This window comes from Pseudoalteromonas sp. CuT4-3, from assembly GCF_035666335.1.
Lineage (GTDB): Bacteria > Pseudomonadota > Gammaproteobacteria > Enterobacterales > Alteromonadaceae > Pseudoalteromonas > Pseudoalteromonas atlantica.
The window spans coordinates 145,023-160,731 of sequence record NZ_CP142031.1; the positions used below are offsets into that span (position 1 = coordinate 145,023).

Genomic DNA, 15,709 nt, shown 5'->3' on the forward strand with positions numbered 1-15,709 from the left:
ACGTTACTCCTTATTTAGAGCCTGCAAGTGGGGTGGCTAAGTATGGGAAAGTGGCATCCATCATGCTTGCATCAACTGGAGCACCATCAGTGAATGGCACTGTACCTACATCAGCATCCTCTGGTGTACATAGACCTAAGTCGGTGTCTTCACCATTTACAGGAATAGGATGACATAAACGCCCCATTACCACGCGAAGTGCAATATCAACGACATCGTCACCTGGACGGCGCCCGTTTGGAAAACCTGCTAAATCATCACCGGCTACACCAAATGCAGACTGATCAGTTTGTGCTGTGGCTGCAATTGCAGTATTTAAACGTAGCATTTCTGATGGCGTTACGGTGGCTTGTTGGTTTACCCCAGCAAAACCAGTTAAAAATGCGGTGATTAAATCAGTACGTGGAAAGTTAGTTGGAGCAAGAGTTTCTAAATTAGCGCCAAGTGTGGTATTTACTGCATCTTTAAATAAAATATTTAACAGCTCTGGTAAAGACGGGTGCGAAACGTAATCTAAAAACTGTGCATCGTCTTTAGGGTGAGCCGTTGAGAAGGTATCTTTGTCTTTAATACCAATAACTAGCTCATTCACTAATGGATTACCTAAGCGTGAAACCTGCGTTAATGCACCGCCATTTACCGCGTTATCTGCAAATTTAGCGTTAGGGTTTAAAATGCGTGCTTGAGGTAGGCTCGCTGTTGTCCATGAACCAATTACGCCGTTGCCTTCACCTACAATACAGCTTTTAGGCATTTCAACTGCAATTGAGGTAACGTTTTTATCTACGAGGTCGTCATTCTCACTGCTTTGTGTAATCCCTCCAGGGAAACCACCGCCATCCCCAGCACCTGGCGCACTATCACCTTCAACGGGAACGTAATTTACTAAATCGAATGTTTTACCTAAGTTAACGACAAATGGGTCTTTGCGCTGACCAACAAATACTTTGGCCATACTGTCACAGCCTGGTACCGAAACTTGATAAACAAACTGATCTGCATAGGTTTGGTAATCAGCTATTGAACCAAATGTTTTGTCACCAATATAATCAAGCGGTTTATTAAACGTGGTTGAACTGGTGGTGGTATTACTTAATGCTGTACTGGTACCCGTGCGTTGTGGACCGCTTATCATGCTGAGTGTGTATGACTCGCTAAAATTAGCGGCGCTATCATCACCTGCTGCTACACCACCAACGTTTTTAAGAGGTACAGATACAGTACGTTGATTATCTTCTGGGCCAACGGTTAATTGCACGCCTTGATTATCGTTTGGCAGCATACTGGTAAAATTAAAGGCAAAGGTAATATCCTCAACTGCATCACCGTCGTTATCAATATGAATACTGTAGGTTGCATCTGGGTCCATAGCAAAGTAGTTAGGGCCGCCGTAGGCATCTTGTAGAGGAATGTAGTTGGCAATAAACGTAACGTAGTCGTCTCTGCCTGCTTCATAACTATTAAATACGTAAAAGTCGGTAGAGTCTAAGGTTGGAAAGCGGCTAATGTTCGGCGCTTCACGATGACTTGATGCCTCGCTAGAGGTGCTTACTAAGGTACTGCATACTACTACTGCGAGTATAGATGGAGTTAAAGCTTTCATGACTTTTTCCTTTAGTTTTGATTGGAGTCATAACTAATAACGAAGCAAAAAGCACAATGGATGCAAAAAAGTTAAATATTTTTTTATTTTGTTAATAAAGGGGTGTTTAACGTTCAAGATTAAATTTTCAGCAGGCTGTTTTATATTTAGATAAGGAAGTGATAAAGAGGCTGAAGCGGCTTGGTTTTATACTTATTACAGTAGGTGTATGCAATTAAAATAACGCAGCAGGTATTGAGCACACAATATGATAAGCATCGCAGTGCGATTAAGCCTACTTTAGTTTAATCAAATATTAATAGGTAAAGGGCGCTAGACCCCAAGATAAATATAAAGGTTGGCCAAACAAAGTTTGACCAACCAGTCGCGTTTATTTAGTTATAAAATAACTAAATCTGTCGTGTACAGTACTTGTGTTGGTAGGCCGTTTGGCGAGCCACCTAAAGGCTCTAAGCTAACAGCGAGTAGGGCAATGTTTTGTGCCTTAAAGCGCGTGCCTTTGAGTAACTGTTTTTCACCGTTTTTAGGCAGTAGACCCAACGAAATTGGCGTGTCTTGCCCTTTTAAAATCATCCACAGCTCGTAGTCTTTATCGGTTTGCGCAACGAGTTTATCACTGGCTTTAACCGATAATGTTTGCTCATCTACGTTAATAAACCACAGTGATTGCTTATCTTGATTTTGTACTAAAGCAATTTGTTGGCTGTATTGGGGCTGAGTTGTGGGCTGAATAACCAAAAATGCTAAGATAATACAGGCAGCTGTGGCTATAAATGACCAATTGCGCCACAGCGATGTAGCTGGTTTGATCACCGTTTTAACGGGTTGATTGGTGTGTTCTAATGTATTAAAAATATTCTGCCACACTTGCGCGCGGGGTGTTTGAGGCGTAATTGCACTGGCTAAATCATTTAAATTTTGCTCCCACATTATAGTGGCTTCTCGGGCTTGCGGTAAGCTGAGCATTAAGCGTTGAAAACGTTTTCGTGCCAGGCCTTTTAAAGTACCTAATACATACTGCCCTGCTAAAGCATCAAGTAATTCTGGTTTATTATAATTCATAATGTTAAACACCTCTGCAACTGCTGCAAACCACGCCTGATCCAGCTTTTAACTGTGCCTAAGGGCGTTTCTATGTGATTGACTAACTCACCATGGCTTAGCCCTTTGTAATAGGCTAAATGAATGGCTTGTTTTTGTTGGGGATCAAGTTGCTCAATACAATTAACAAGTTTGGTTTGTTCGTCGTAACTAACATCGACTGCTTGTTCGTCGTATTCATCGTCACCCATTGCCTGCTCTTTTCTGACCTTGTGATAACGCAATGCATCTAAGCTGCGGTATCTCACAATGCTTATCATCCAGCTAATAACTGTGCCTTTAGATGAATTGTACTCTGACGCGTTATGCCTAATTTTTATAAATGCCTCTTGCATTACTTCTTCTGCGTGCGCGCGGTTTGACAGCATATTTAAACTAATCGCAAAAAGCTTTGCGCTTGTTTGCTGATACAAATCAGCAAACGCGGCTTTGTTACCCTGTGCTGTTTTACACAAAAGGGGAAGTAAATTGTCGTTTTCCATAAGGTTCCTGTTGTTTTTATTATTACCGAGGTGTGTTGGGCTTTGTGAATTAAAAATTGTTTTATTTAAGCACAACCTAATCGCTTTGAAATAGAGATTAAACAGGCTGTTATAAATTTAACTAATAAAGATAAACACACTCTCAATAAACGTGTGAAAAGAGTGATTGGATGCAAAAACTTTTAAGCTGACATTTATATTAGCTGCTGTACACATTGAAACAAGTTTTAAATATAAACAGTTACCTTTGAGTAGTGAGAAAAAATGACCGATTACTGTGTAAAAAGCGCCTAATATGCGAATACAGCTAAAGCTAGCTACTTTTATTTATTTTATATCAGTTACTTAGTGTTGTTTGTGTTCCTAAAAAACAACTTTTGTTGGCGTGTAAATTGCTACTACACTTATACACAACTGTAAAAAATGTGCCAAAACAGTAAAAATAAAGGAGAAAATATGTGGGCTGCAACGAGTTATTTAATTTTAGCGTTAATTTTTATATTTATAGGGTGGGAGGTTAACTCGGTATATTTTGCAGTGGTATTTTACTGGAGTGCATTGTCGTTAATTCTTGTCAGTGGTGCTTACATTTTTAATTTGGCGAAAATTTTTAGAAAGCGTGAAAATGGTGTTATTCCATTTTATATTCGCTGGGCATTTGTGCCTTTTTTACTGGGTGCTCAAATTTACAATGCGTATTCTCGCAAGCACGATAAAGTCCCTCCCATTCAAAAAATTAACGACCATTTATTTTTAGCATGCCGATTGTTCCCCTCTGATATTGATACGTTAAAAGAAAACGGCATTACGGCAATATTAGATGTAACGTGTGAGTTTGATGGCTTAGAATGGAGCTCTACACAAGAAAATATTAGCTATTTAAATATTCCGGTGCTTGATCATAGTGTGCCTACCCATTCGCAATTAAACCAAGCCATTAACTGGATACATCATCATATTAAAGAAGACCGCCGCGTGGTAGTTCACTGTGCACTGGGCAGAGGGCGTTCGGTATTTGTTATGGCAGCGTATTTACTGAGCCAAGATAAAAACGCCGATGTTCACCAAGTGCTCGCGCAAATAAAAGAAACCCGCGAAACCGCAAATCTTAATAAGCATCAGCTTCGTCATTTAGCAAAGCGACATAAAAAGGGCGAGCTAGTTATTAAAAACAAAGCCGTTATTATTGCAAACCCTGTGTCGGGTACCAAAATGTGGCAAGACAAAGAGCATTTAATAGTGGCTAGGTTGTCGGCATATTATGATTTAGAAGTATTAACCACCACCAAAGAAATAGACGGTATTGAGCTTGCGAAACAAGCCATTAAAAATAAGCCAGATATAATAATTGCCTGTGGCGGCGATGGGACCGTGACAGAAGTAGCAAGTGTGTTGGTAAACACTCAGTGCAAGCTGGGTATTATCCCAATGGGCACAGCCAATGCCTTAGCGCATGTGCTTATGGGGATTAGCTCTAAAATCATTCCTGTTGAGCAGGCCTGCGATCTTATTATTGATGGGCAAACCCAAACAATTGATACGGCCTATTGTAATGACGAGTTAATGCTGTTGTTAGCAGGGATTGGTTATGAGCAATCAATGGTAGAAAAAGCAGATAGAGACTCAAAAAACGAATCGGGTCAGCTTGCCTATTTAAGTGGTTTTTTTCAGGCATTTAGTGAGCAAAAAGCGCAAACCCTTTATGTTACCCTTGATGATAATCAAACGCAGGAAGTAAATACAAATAGCTTTATTGTGGCTAATGCTGCGCCATTTACTACGTTATTAGCCCAAGGAGGTGGTCAGCCCGATCACGAAGATGGCCTATTAGACATTAATTGGCTGCTACCTAGTGATGAAAACACCACCCGCGTGTTAAGCATTGCTGAACTTATGTTTAGTAGTATTACACAAACGCATTTAGCAATTAGCTCGCATCATACTAACGCTAAAAAAGTAACGATAACCGCAGACGAAGAAATTAAATATGTACTGGATGGTGAAATAAAAATAGCGGATACGCTTACTATTACAGTTGACCCTGCCTCGTTAAATGTAATTAGTAAGGAGTTATAAAATACAAAATGCACGTGTTTAACGTGCATTTTTGTGTATTACTTTTTAATGCTTGGCCAAACAAAACCACCGCTATCGCTTTGGCTGGCAGGCTTAGGGCGCTGAGCGCTTTTGGGTTTACGCAGCGGCTTGTTACTTAGCGTATGTAAGTAGAGAGCTTCAACTTTATCGCGAGCCCAAGGGGTTTTACGTAAAAATTTTAAGCTTGATTTAATACTCGGTGAGTCGGTAAAACATTTAATGTTTACTTGCTCGCCCATGGCTTTAAACCCTAAGCGCTGCTCAAGCTCTACTAAAATTTGTTCTAACGTTACCCCATGAAGAGGATTTTTTGGTTGATTATCCATAGCCATACTACTTATTTAAACTGTGCGCATTGTAGCGTAAATCCGCTTTTAGCGCTAATTGACCGTAATGGTTTTAGGCTTTGTGGGATAAACAATATTGCCTTTTTTATCTAATTTTAGCCAAATTAGCTCACTGTTATTATGTTGCGGGTTATTAGCAGCGCACACTAAGGTAAAAGAATGTACTTGCACCAGCGCGCCTTCACTATAACGTTTGTTGTCGTACCAACAAATATCACCATTATTAATAATCTCATTAGCGTCAATAATAGAATGCGTTTTGACTGTTTTTGCATAACTGCTAGGGACTAAAGTGAACGCAATTAAAAAAATAAATAAAACCATAATATGGCGCATGAGCGACCTCGAATTTTGATAGTTTAAAAATAGTACACACGATTAAAAAACATGCTAGGGTAAGTAATAGCGTTAAACAACACTGACTTAAACACACAATTATAAAAAGGTGAACACATGCAATTTAATCAAACAATGATAGATGAATTTACGTTATTAGCTAAATTTCCACGTGAGAGCAAAATGCAAGGGATTAAGTTACATTCGGATGCTGAACCAAATTTATTAAGCGCGGCACAAAGGTTGTTTGATAAAGGCGTGATAGACAGCCCGGATGGCGGCTATTTAACCGAACTGGGCCTAGATTTAATAGAGCACGTGAGTGTTATTCACTGCGCATTAAAAAGTTAAACTGCATCGCGCTGATTTTGCGGCGCGGCGTCACTAAAAGCGGGCAATACATTGCAACGTGCATAAATGGCTGCAATTTTTGGATACGCAGCCATATCTACATTAAAACGCAACGCATTAAATACCTGTGGCACTAAACATATATCAGCGAGAGTGGGTGTATTGCCTACGCAAAACTCATTGTTTTCACTTAGCATCAATTCAATTTTTTTAAATCCAAGCTCTACCCAATGCCTATACCATGCGGCTTTAGCTTGCTCGTCTACACCCAATTCGTTGCTTAAATACTTGAGCACTCGTAAATTATTTACTGGGTGAATATCACATGCCACTGCATAGCTTATATTACGAATTTGCGCTTTTTGCCATGCAGTGCCATAAATTAACGGCGTTTGCGGATAGCTTTCATCTAACCACTCTAAAATAGCCAGTGATTGCGCTAATACGCCTTCGTTCGTTTCAAGAGCAGGAAGTAAACCTTGCACATTTTTATCTAAGTAAGGCTGCGCTAGCTGTTCAGATTTAAGTAAATTAACGAATTGCATATCATGCTCAATACCTTTTAAATTAAGTGCTATGCGTACACGGTATGCGGCAGATGAGCGAAAGTAGCTGTATAGTTTCATTGTTATTATTCCTCGCCTGTAAAATGTTTTGTGATACTTCGCCAGCACTGAGTGTAATTAGTTTGACGCTCTTTTCCTTCAAGAGCATATTTAGTGGGCGATATTATGTAACGAGACTCGAACATAAAGGCCAACGTGTTCTCGTATTTTTGCGGTGCCAGCTCAGCGTTAGATGCTTTTTCGAATACCTCGGCTTCAGGCCCATGTGGCGACATGCAATTATGCAAACTAGCGCCTCCTGGTACAAACCCGTGCTCTTTTGCATCGTAAACCCCTTCTATTAAGCCCATAAACTCACTCATAATATTGCGATGATAGTAAGGAGGTCTAAATGTATTCTCTGCCACCATCCAACGCGGTGGAAAAATTACAAAATCTACATTTGCCATGCCTTCAGTGGCTGAAGGGGAGGTAAGTACAGTAAATATAGAAGGATCTGGGTGGTCAAAACTCACGGTATTAATAACATTAAAACGTGCTAAGTCGTATTTGTACGGTGCGCTGTTACCGGTCCAAGCAACTACATCAAAAGGCGAGTGTGTAATAGGGCAACTAAATAAATGACCGTTAAATTTAGTGACTAATTCAAAGCTACCTTCTTTATCTTCAAATGCAGCGACAGGGTATTTAAAGTCTCTGTCGTTGGCATAGCCATTTGCCCCGACGGGGCCGCGCTCGGCAAGTTCAAATGCGTGACCATAGTTTTCACAAATGTAGCCACGTGCGGTTTCATCAATTAAATCAACCGAGAATTTAATCCCGCGAGGAATGACGGCAATTTCCCCCGGCTTTACTGTGAGCTTTCCGCATTCAGTGTGTAATAACAGTTCGCCATGCTGAGGCACAAACAACAGCTCACCATCGGCATTACAAAAATAACGCTCTTGCATAGAACTGTTAGCAACATAAACATGAATACCAATACCGGTTTGTCCATTGGCACTGCCATTTGCAGCCATGGTAATTAAGCCATCAATAAAATCAGTGGGCTGTGTGGGAATATCAATAGGGCTCCAGCGCATCATTGTAGGGGGCGTAATTGCTTCAGTTATAGGCGCTGTTCTTATTAGTGCGTTATCTATAGCGGTGTATTCACCTTGTACTACTGATGGACGAAGGCGGTACAGCCACGTACGACGATTAGCGGCTCGCGGTGCCGTAAAGGCCGTGCTGCTAAATTGCTCGGTGTATAAATTGTACTTCACCTTTTGTGGGGTAAATTGCCCAACCGGCAATGCACCGGGTAGCGCTTCGGTTTCAAACTCATTGCCAAAACCGCTCATGTAGTTTATTTCGCTGGCCATATTTAGATCCTGTGAGAGTGACATTGTTTTATTTTTCTAGGGCCTGTTTATCTTTCGAGGTTGAATTTGCAGCAGTCTGTTTGGGAATTAGGCAAGGCAGAGCCTATGCAGTGTGGTTGTTCCCCATAAATAGGCAATAACGTAGCATAAATGCCAAACAGGCGCTGCCCGAAGGGTTCTGCCTAGGGGCCATTTACTCTTTGTTGCTCGGTTTTTACTTAGCCCACTAGGTTACAAACCTCGCGCCGCGATTAAATGGCCCCTAGATTGAACAAATTTCAATCCTGAAAGGTCAACAGGCCCTAATTAGTTTAAAGTACTCTCAAGTGAGAGTAATTTCAAATGGGCGCATGTTTTAGCCTGTAAATAAAAATGCACAGTTTTCACAGTGTGTAAATGCGATGAGAAAGGAATAATGGAAATAGATCTAGAGCAGTTTTTGCCCTATCAGTTAAACCAAATGGCAAATCTTATAAGCGATGATTTTGCGCGTGTTTATCAGCAAAAATACAACTTAACCATCCCTCAATGGCGGGTGTTGGCAAACTTAGCACAATATGGCAAAAGCAATGCAAAAGATTTATGTACACAGGCCAATATGGATAAGTCAACGGTTTCGCGAGCTATAAAATCATTGCTGCAAAGAGGGTATGTAGAAGCACAACTAAATCAGCAAGATAAGCGAGTAACGCAGGTTATGTTAAATGAGCCGGGCAATGCAATTTACAAGCTCATAGCACGTGATGCACAAAACTGGGAAGGGCAATTAGCTGAAAAATTTAGTAAGCAGCAACAAGTCCAATTGCTAAATTTACTAAAAGAGCTTAAAGAGGCCTTATAAAACCAATCCGCAATAATACTTAATCATTTTGAGGGGCTAAATGTGTCGCTATCTGCGTTATAAAATTTTCATTTAGAAAACTAAATAGAAATTTTTTGCCTAGCTCTCAACACATATATCCATCATTAAAATAGATCATTTAATTAAGCTGGTTGGTAAAAAAAAGCCCATCAAAAGATGGGCATTAATTAGTCGTTTTTTACGCTAATGCGATTAGAAAGTGTAATGAACACCTACACGCATTTGCCATAATGACGCATCAGATTGTACTGATGTATTTGCGTTGTTTTCATTAAAGCCTGAGTAAACGTAACGGCCTTGCTCATCAATCGTTGTAGAAATCATGCTAGCGCCAACGAAAGGACCTTTTTTAAGTACGCCCCAATCATCGTTTAATAGGTTCGTTAAGTTATCAATTACGAAGAACGCTTCACCTTTATGGCCATCCATAAAGCCTGGTAATTCTTGAGTAACTTTAAAGTTAAATTTAACAAACCAATCTGAGTTTTCAGCATTACGGCCTGTGATTTCACCACGCTCTAAACCGTTAGACGCGATAAAATCGTTAAACGCGTTAATTTCATCAGCGCTCATGTCGTAAACAACGTTAGGATCGTTTTCAAGTGGTACGTAAAGTAACTGACGGTCACCATTCCAGTTAGCATCGCCCCATACATTTTCGTCGCTACCATCAAATGTGTAGCTGTATGGTAAGCCTTTGTATGCTTCACCGTATAGGTTAAAGCGAGTAGCAAAACCATCAACAAACTCATGCGTGTAGCCAAGCGTCATAGTAAAACGATGTGGGATTTCGTAATCTGATGATGCAACACCAGGGTTACCAGGATCCGTTAGCGCAATATTACCGTAGTTTGAGCCCGCAACAGAGCTTGTCATTGGGTTAACATCGTCTGAATCTGTGTATGCGTAACCAAAGTTAACGCTTACGCCATTGTCAAACATTTTGCTTACAGCTAATGAAATAACCGATGAATCACCGCTATCACCACTTACATTTGTAAGAAGGTATTCACCATCACGGCCTTCGATTGACTCGTAAATAGGACGACCATCAAATGTAGTTTCGCCCGAATCCTGAAGTGCGATGTCGCGCATTAAGGCAGCATCTTTCTTCTTAGAGTATAAGTAATCAAGTGAAATTACATACTCGTTTTCAGTTGTGTATGTTGCACCGATTGAGTATTTCCACTCTGAAGGAATTTCAAAGTCTGGGTCAACTGCATTTACTGTAGCATCACCTGAGCCAATTACAGTGTTAGCAACTTCATCAAACATCTCTTGCGGTACTTCAAAACCAGGCGCGCCGCCATTTACGTTTGGCGTGTTGAATAAATCAACCGAGCTGCGGAATGTACCGATGTTTGTAATACCATCGTTAGAGTAAGAGTTAGATAACCAAACATTTGGGTTACCACCAGAGAATAAGCCAACACCAGCACGAACTTCTAACTCGTCTGTTGCATACCACTGGAAGCCAACACGTGGTTGAAGTAAATCAATACCATCAAACGTGCTTTGGTTACTAAAACCATAGCGGTCAGTATAGTTTTGGTTAAAGTTTGGTACGTCATCACTTGTGTATTTATCGTAGCGTAAACCAAATGTGATGTTTGCATCTAAGTCTGTAAATGCATATTCGTCTTGAACATAAAACGTATGCTGAGCGTATGAGAAACTTGCAGCCGCATCGTTAGGATCATTAGTACCGGCAGCATTGTTGTAGTAAACAGCGTTTGCGATACCTTGCTCAAATAAATCAATACCCGTTACGTCTGAATCTCTTTCGTTATAAAAACGGTACTCGCCTTCAGTTTGTTGTACGAATAAGTTAAATACGTCTAACTCTTCAAACTCATAGCCAGCTGTAATGGTATGTTGGTCAAGGTAGTAAGTACCCGCTACTTTAAATGTAGTGGTATCGTAATCTAAATCATTTGATTGACGAGAATCATCTGGACCAATGTAAACTGTACCACCGTTACCTGTGCTTATTTGCATTTCACCAAAGCTGCTTGCAGCATCAAGCGATTGTACCGTTGCGTCTAATTCTGATTTACCAATACGAACTTCAGTTGAAAAATCATCTGACCAATCTGAATACACAGACGCGATAATTGAAGTAAATTCTGCACTTTGGTCGTAAAAGTGGTTTGATAGTGAAACACGGCTAGAACCAGTGTCTGACTGTGAAACCGTATTACCGTCGTTGTAGTTGTAGATTAAGTTTGCACGGTGATCTTCGTTGATGTTCCAATCTAATTTAACTAAGATTTTTTCATCTTCAACAGGCATACTTGAAGGCATACCGCCTACGTCATAGCCATATACAGTTTGAGCAATGTTTGTAATACGAGCAATATCATCTGCAGTTACACTGCCGCTGCTTAAACCGTCGTAGTTAAACTGTTGCACACCTTCAAGCTTTTCGTATGAAGTGAATAAAAACAGTTTATCTTCGATTAACGGTAAGCCAACGTTAAAGCCGTAACGTTTTTCGGTGTAGTTACCGTTATCAACGTCTTCGCCTTCGATTTTATCGCCTTTTAATGAATCGCTTGTGTAATCATAGAAGATGCCACCGTGAACTTCATTTCCACCAGATTTTGTTACCGCATTAATGTTACATGAGGTAAAGCCACCGTACTGTACGTCAAATGGTGCTAGCTCAGCTGAAACCTGTTCAATTGAATCAAAAGAGAAAGGGGCACGAATAGTTGGGTAACCGTTAGAGCTTAAACCAAAGTTATCGTTCATACGAACGCCATCTAGCGTTAAGCTGTTGTAACGAGGGTTACCACCACCACAGTTAATTGAACCGCGGCTATCATCAATTGTGATACGCGGGTCAATACGAATGATATCTTTTAAATCACGGTTAATAGCAGGCGTGTTTTCAAGATCAGTTAAAGTAAATGTAGACGCTGGGCCAGTACCACCAGACATAGAGCTGATAGGTGCACCCGTTACTACAATTTGCTCCATGCTTGATTGTGGCTCAAGTGCAGCATTTACTGGGTAATCGTTACCAATGTTTAGGATAATATTATTAAATTCTTGATCAGCATAAACATCAGAATCAACGATTACCTTGTAAGGACCACCAACACGAAGGCCTTTAGCAGTAAAGTAACCTGCATCATTTGCTTCTGTTGTTTTAACTGAGCCAGACGGTACGTGTAAAATTGTTATTTTGGTACCTGGAGCTGGGTTACCGTTTGGACCGGTAATTTGACCCTTAATCGCAGAGGTTGTTTCGTTGGCGAATGCAGCGCCACTTACACTTACACACGCAGCGATAGCAAGTGAGAGTGCTGTTTTTTGAAGTTTAGTCTTCATTTTCATTTCCCGTGAAAGTTATAATTAAATTGTTATTTTAAGTAGTATAAAGTCAGCAGTGTTGTTGAATTTATACTCTTGTAATATGCAAAATTAATTTGCACAATTTATACTTGTATACTTAACTAAATTTGGATTAATTACTTATTGTTATGTTACCGCCGTTATGTGACAGTATTATGAAATGCAAACTTTATAATTCCTTTTACAATTAATTATTTACATTTTGTAATTAATACATTTTTAGCTGTATTATTTTAGCTATACTCCAGAGAGTGTATAAACATAAATTAATTCCCGTGTGTAGGTTTTTTATTTATAGGTTGATTGTTATTTTGTCGTTATTTTTAATTTTTTAATGTCATCTGACGAATCAAATAAATAGTTCAATACACCCGCAAGCCTAACGCCTGCTTTTTGCAAACGCTGCTTAACAAGCGGATTGTATTTGAAAACATAACTATAGCTCACTTCATCACTGGTTGAGGTATAAATATCTTCGGCCAGTTTGTGAGATTCCATCAGCCAAGTAGTAGGGCTGCTGTTTAAGTATGTTTTAATTAATGCTGCATCGTCGGTATCTATAAACTTAGCGTATTCAGTGTAAGCTAAGTTTTCATTTTCTATTAATCCAGTGTCCCAAAGGCTATGTAAATTGGTTTCGTTGTCAAAAAAATCAACTTTAATTAAATTGCCGCCTCTATCTTCACTTCGCCCAGCATGAAATGGTTGATGGCTGTCGCCAACCAAGTGAACTAAAAACTTTAAAGCAAACTGTTTTTCATTAAGGGAAGAGGTAGATGACTGAAGTGTATTAATAGAGAAGTAAATACCTTCTAGAATATTTGTTACATCGTCTTTGCTGTGTGTATGTGCGTGATTTAGAGAAAGTGTTTTATTTTTAGGAAGGTTTATGTAGTGCCAGCGCGAAGATTTTTTACGCCAAAATAGTTCAGGACTAGATCGCATTTCATCTGCCCAAGTAGAAATTTGAGCTAGGGATTGTCCTTCTAATAGTGGCAACAGGTTATGAACTGTTTCGTCACTCAAATGTTGCTCAGCAATATGCCCAACAATTCGATGACCATTTTGACCCCACGCATACGCTTTAGAAGTTGTAAAAACAGCACCAATTATTAACGTTGTTGCTACGAGAGTAGCAATTTTAATGCGCATCAATGTTTCCTGCATTTATTTTTATTCACCTATTAGCTGGTGTAAACATTGTGATTGTTTTTGCTAAATATAGAAAGGAGTCAAGAGTATTCATTATTTCTTATTCATAATTGCATTAAATCAATAGCTTACCTTTGATGGGTAAAATTACCTGTTGTAATAAGTAAATAATATTGTTCAAATAAAGCCTTAGCGTTGTTAGGTACATCTTATTGATGGGGTTTGGAAAGGTCATGTTACATAAACTGTCGTTTGTTACACTTTTGTTTCTGGTTATGGTTGCTGCATGGTCTGTTGGAAAGGTGAGCGTTAAAAGTGATGAAATAAATTTCCCAGAACTAATAAAAACGTCAACACAATGTTATACAACAGCCAGTGAAAACAAAAATCAGCTTATTGTATTTACGCCATCGCAAAGCGTGGCAGAGAAGCTTACAGAGTCTCTATGCCTTGATACCGTGGTAACGAAACAATACGGTTCAGTTAAAGGTTACTGGGGTGACAGTACAACGGAAAGCTTCGATTTTGTCGGCAAAGGGATTGCAGACCTCGTACTTGCAAAAAATAATATAATGGATGCCTTTAATGCAGAGCTAACTTATAACTATCAATCTGTGGTGGGCTTTTCTGATTACACCGCATTTTTTATCTCCTCAAAAGAAAAGCCACGCTTAACAAAACAATACTTTTTAGATAAGCGTATAGGCTTATTAGATTACCCTACAAGCCGCTCTGGCCATATACTTCCAAAGAAAATGTTTAAAGATTTAAATATCAACTTAGCCAATCTAGATATTACTTACGCCAGTTCGCACAGCGAGCTTCGTGACTTATTAGCTAATGGGCAGGTCGATATTATTGCGTCTTTTTGGAAAGAAAGTGATGCTGCTCGTTTTTCAAAAAATTATATAACCCCTTTAAGTAATAAAATTTCAGGTTCGCGCTGGTATCTAAAAATGCAGCAAAACAATACAGACCTTTTATGTGCTGTACAGCGTCATATTCTTGATATGTCAAAGGAGCAAAAACTGAGTTACTACAAAGAGGCGCAATCATACTGGGATTGCAGTTCAGAGCAGGTAACAGCTAAAGATGAGAGCGTTAAAAATGGATAAGTATAAATATGTTTTTTTTGGCTGCGCTGTTTTTATTATTAACTGTTTAGTGTTTTATGTGTCTGTAATTAATGAGCAGAGTGACGCTATTAAACGCCAGGTTATTGAAACCGAAAAACAAGTTGCACTGGATTTACCGTTAATTGCGCTCTCTAATGAGCTTTTAAAGCACTCGGGTAACCAACATGCAGTGCAAGACTACTTATTAAAGCTCAACGGCTATTTAGACAATAATCTTCGCTTAGTTAAAATTGTGCCAAAATCTGCTAAACCTTTAACTTTAAAGCCAAACCAGTTTGTAAGAACACTCAAGTCGAGCACTACCCATGCCTCTTTAGTGTTTGAGAAAAACGCACAGTTTTGGTCAGAAAACAGGTTTTTAATTTGCTTGTTATTTTTGGTTTTGAGTATTTTATTTAGCAAATGGCTGAAGTCTATTATAGGTATGCCTGTAGATGCTAAAGGCCCATCACTGAACGCTGGTACCGACTTAGGAAAACCAAAAGAGCTGGCATTGATCATTGATTTAAACACTAAAACACTCAGTAATAGTTATATGCCTGAGGCTACAGTGTGTTTAGCTAACAAACCGCTATGCTTTTATTTAGCATTAATAGAGTTTTGTCGTGATAATAAAGATGTTGTGCTAAATCAAAATAAATACGTGCCAGATGAGCTTATAGAGCTTGCTAATAAGTACTTTTATAGGTTGATTGAGCTTGGGCATACTATACGTAAGCGGCCAAATTTTAATAGCAGCTTAGAAAAAACACTCAGTGAGATTCGTGCAGCCCTAGACGAAGTTTTAAATGAACACCCTGATATGAAAGACATTTATTATCCGCCTAAAGCATATGGCGAGGGCTCTCGCTCACGTTTACACAGTTACGGTTTAATAAATATTGCAAAGGGAAACATAGAAATAAAAGGAAAGTAGTCAGCTACTTTCCTTAAACATTATCTTTTAATAACG

14 protein-coding genes are annotated in these 15,709 nt (G+C 39.4%); 5 read left to right on the forward strand and 9 right to left on the reverse strand.

Translation table 11 applies throughout. The features are described 5' to 3' along the window. Window positions 1-10: 10 nt before the first annotated feature. The 3 genes from VOI46_RS17590 to VOI46_RS17600 form a co-directional block, all read right to left on the reverse strand. Window positions 11-1,603, reverse strand: a complete 1,593-nt coding sequence (locus VOI46_RS17590) for a DUF4331 domain-containing protein (RefSeq protein WP_282337959.1) — start codon at window positions 1,601-1,603, stop codon at window positions 11-13. Window positions 1,604-1,981: 378 nt separating this feature from the next. Further along, entirely contained in the window at window positions 1,982-2,665 is a 684-nt protein-coding gene (locus VOI46_RS17595; protein ID WP_282337958.1) for an anti-sigma factor, read from the reverse strand. Further along, on the reverse strand, window positions 2,662-3,186 hold the full coding sequence (locus VOI46_RS17600; protein WP_282337957.1) for a sigma-70 family RNA polymerase sigma factor: 525 nt from the start codon (window positions 3,184-3,186) through the stop codon (window positions 2,662-2,664). Before VOI46_RS17600 ends, VOI46_RS17595 begins: the two co-directional genes overlap by 4 nt. Before the next feature lie 456 nt (window positions 3,187-3,642). Here VOI46_RS17600 and VOI46_RS17605 point away from each other — a divergent pair, with 456 nt between their 5' ends. After that, window positions 3,643-5,262 carry a diacylglycerol kinase family protein gene (locus tag VOI46_RS17605; RefSeq protein ID WP_282337956.1) on the forward strand — a complete coding sequence of 540 codons (1,620 nt, stop codon included), beginning with the start codon at window positions 3,643-3,645 and terminating at the stop codon, window positions 5,260-5,262. Between the two features lie 38 nt (window positions 5,263-5,300). Here the strand turns inward: VOI46_RS17605 and VOI46_RS17610 are convergent, their stop codons facing one another. Both VOI46_RS17610 and VOI46_RS17615 read right to left on the reverse strand, forming a co-directional pair. Then, window positions 5,301-5,609, reverse strand: coding sequence for a VF530 family protein (locus tag VOI46_RS17610; protein ID WP_282337955.1), 309 nt, complete (start codon window positions 5,607-5,609; stop codon window positions 5,301-5,303). Window positions 5,610-5,663: 54 nt separating this feature from the next. Beyond that, window positions 5,664-5,966: a DUF1496 domain-containing protein gene (locus tag VOI46_RS17615; RefSeq protein WP_324738316.1), complete on the reverse strand. Its 303-nt coding sequence runs from the start codon at window positions 5,964-5,966 to the stop codon at window positions 5,664-5,666. A 117-nt stretch (window positions 5,967-6,083) separates the two neighbouring features. Between VOI46_RS17615 and VOI46_RS17620 the strand changes: the two genes are divergently transcribed. Beyond that, entirely contained in the window at window positions 6,084-6,317 is a 234-nt protein-coding gene (locus VOI46_RS17620) for a TIGR02647 family protein (RefSeq protein ID WP_004588741.1), read from the forward strand. Here the strand turns inward: VOI46_RS17620 and maiA are convergent. Together maiA and hmgA are read right to left on the reverse strand one after the other, a co-directional pair. Further along, window positions 6,314-6,943, reverse strand: coding sequence for a maleylacetoacetate isomerase (gene maiA / locus VOI46_RS17625; protein ID WP_282337953.1), 630 nt, complete (start codon window positions 6,941-6,943; stop codon window positions 6,314-6,316). The genes VOI46_RS17620 and maiA overlap by 4 nt on opposite strands. Window positions 6,944-6,948: 5 nt before the next feature. Further along, window positions 6,949-8,247 (reverse strand): homogentisate 1,2-dioxygenase, encoded by a 1,299-nt coding sequence (gene hmgA, locus VOI46_RS17630; protein WP_282337952.1) that lies wholly within the window; start codon window positions 8,245-8,247, stop codon window positions 6,949-6,951. Between the two features lie 415 nt (window positions 8,248-8,662). On the opposite strand from hmgA, the gene VOI46_RS17635 reads away from it, so the two are divergent. Continuing rightward, window positions 8,663-9,088: a MarR family transcriptional regulator gene (locus tag VOI46_RS17635; protein WP_004588738.1), complete on the forward strand. Its 426-nt coding sequence runs from the start codon at window positions 8,663-8,665 to the stop codon at window positions 9,086-9,088. A 213-nt stretch (window positions 9,089-9,301) separates the two neighbouring features. Here VOI46_RS17635 and VOI46_RS17640 read toward each other — a convergent pair whose 3' ends face one another. Further along, on the reverse strand, window positions 9,302-12,445 hold the full coding sequence (locus VOI46_RS17640; protein ID WP_282337951.1) for a TonB-dependent receptor: 3,144 nt from the start codon (window positions 12,443-12,445) through the stop codon (window positions 9,302-9,304). Window positions 12,446-12,775: 330 nt separating this feature from the next. Then, on the reverse strand, window positions 12,776-13,621 hold the full coding sequence (locus VOI46_RS17645; protein WP_273603091.1) for a S1/P1 nuclease: 846 nt from the start codon (window positions 13,619-13,621) through the stop codon (window positions 12,776-12,778). A 233-nt stretch (window positions 13,622-13,854) separates the two neighbouring features. Here VOI46_RS17645 and VOI46_RS17650 point away from each other — a divergent pair, with 233 nt between their 5' ends. Both VOI46_RS17650 and VOI46_RS17655 read left to right on the forward strand, forming a co-directional pair. Continuing rightward, the gene (locus tag VOI46_RS17650; protein ID WP_273611157.1) at window positions 13,855-14,736 is read left to right on the forward strand and encodes a hypothetical protein; all 882 of its coding nucleotides are present in this window, start codon (window positions 13,855-13,857) and stop codon (window positions 14,734-14,736) included. Further along, window positions 14,729-15,673 carry a hypothetical protein gene (locus VOI46_RS17655; RefSeq protein ID WP_282337950.1) on the forward strand — a complete coding sequence of 315 codons (945 nt, stop codon included), beginning with the start codon at window positions 14,729-14,731 and terminating at the stop codon, window positions 15,671-15,673. The genes VOI46_RS17650 and VOI46_RS17655 overlap by 8 nt, the downstream gene beginning before the upstream one ends. Window positions 15,674-15,709 lie beyond the last annotated feature (36 nt).

Coding starts and splice junctions, on each gene's coding strand:
- VOI46_RS17590 (WP_282337959.1), bottom strand. CDS start 1,603: ATGAAAGCTTTAACTCCATCTATACTCGCAGTAGTAGTATGCAGTACC.
- VOI46_RS17595 (WP_282337958.1), bottom strand. CDS start 2,665: ATGAATTATAATAAACCAGAATTACTTGATGCTTTAGCAGGGCAGTAT.
- VOI46_RS17600 (WP_282337957.1), bottom strand. CDS start 3,186: ATGGAAAACGACAATTTACTTCCCCTTTTGTGTAAAACAGCACAGGGT.
- VOI46_RS17605 (WP_282337956.1), top strand. CDS start 3,643: ATGTGGGCTGCAACGAGTTATTTAATTTTAGCGTTAATTTTTATATTT.
- VOI46_RS17610 (WP_282337955.1), bottom strand. CDS start 5,609: ATGGATAATCAACCAAAAAATCCTCTTCATGGGGTAACGTTAGAACAA.
- VOI46_RS17615 (WP_324738316.1), bottom strand. CDS start 5,966: ATGCGCCATATTATGGTTTTATTTATTTTTTTAATTGCGTTCACTTTA.
- VOI46_RS17620 (WP_004588741.1), top strand. CDS start 6,084: ATGCAATTTAATCAAACAATGATAGATGAATTTACGTTATTAGCTAAA.
- maiA (WP_282337953.1), bottom strand. CDS start 6,943: ATGAAACTATACAGCTACTTTCGCTCATCTGCCGCATACCGTGTACGC.
- hmgA (WP_282337952.1), bottom strand. CDS start 8,247: ATGGCCAGCGAAATAAACTACATGAGCGGTTTTGGCAATGAGTTTGAA.
- VOI46_RS17635 (WP_004588738.1), top strand. CDS start 8,663: ATGGAAATAGATCTAGAGCAGTTTTTGCCCTATCAGTTAAACCAAATG.
- VOI46_RS17640 (WP_282337951.1), bottom strand. CDS start 12,445: ATGAAGACTAAACTTCAAAAAACAGCACTCTCACTTGCTATCGCTGCG.
- VOI46_RS17645 (WP_273603091.1), bottom strand. CDS start 13,621: ATGCGCATTAAAATTGCTACTCTCGTAGCAACAACGTTAATAATTGGT.
- VOI46_RS17650 (WP_273611157.1), top strand. CDS start 13,855: ATGTTACATAAACTGTCGTTTGTTACACTTTTGTTTCTGGTTATGGTT.
- VOI46_RS17655 (WP_282337950.1), top strand. CDS start 14,729: ATGGATAAGTATAAATATGTTTTTTTTGGCTGCGCTGTTTTTATTATT.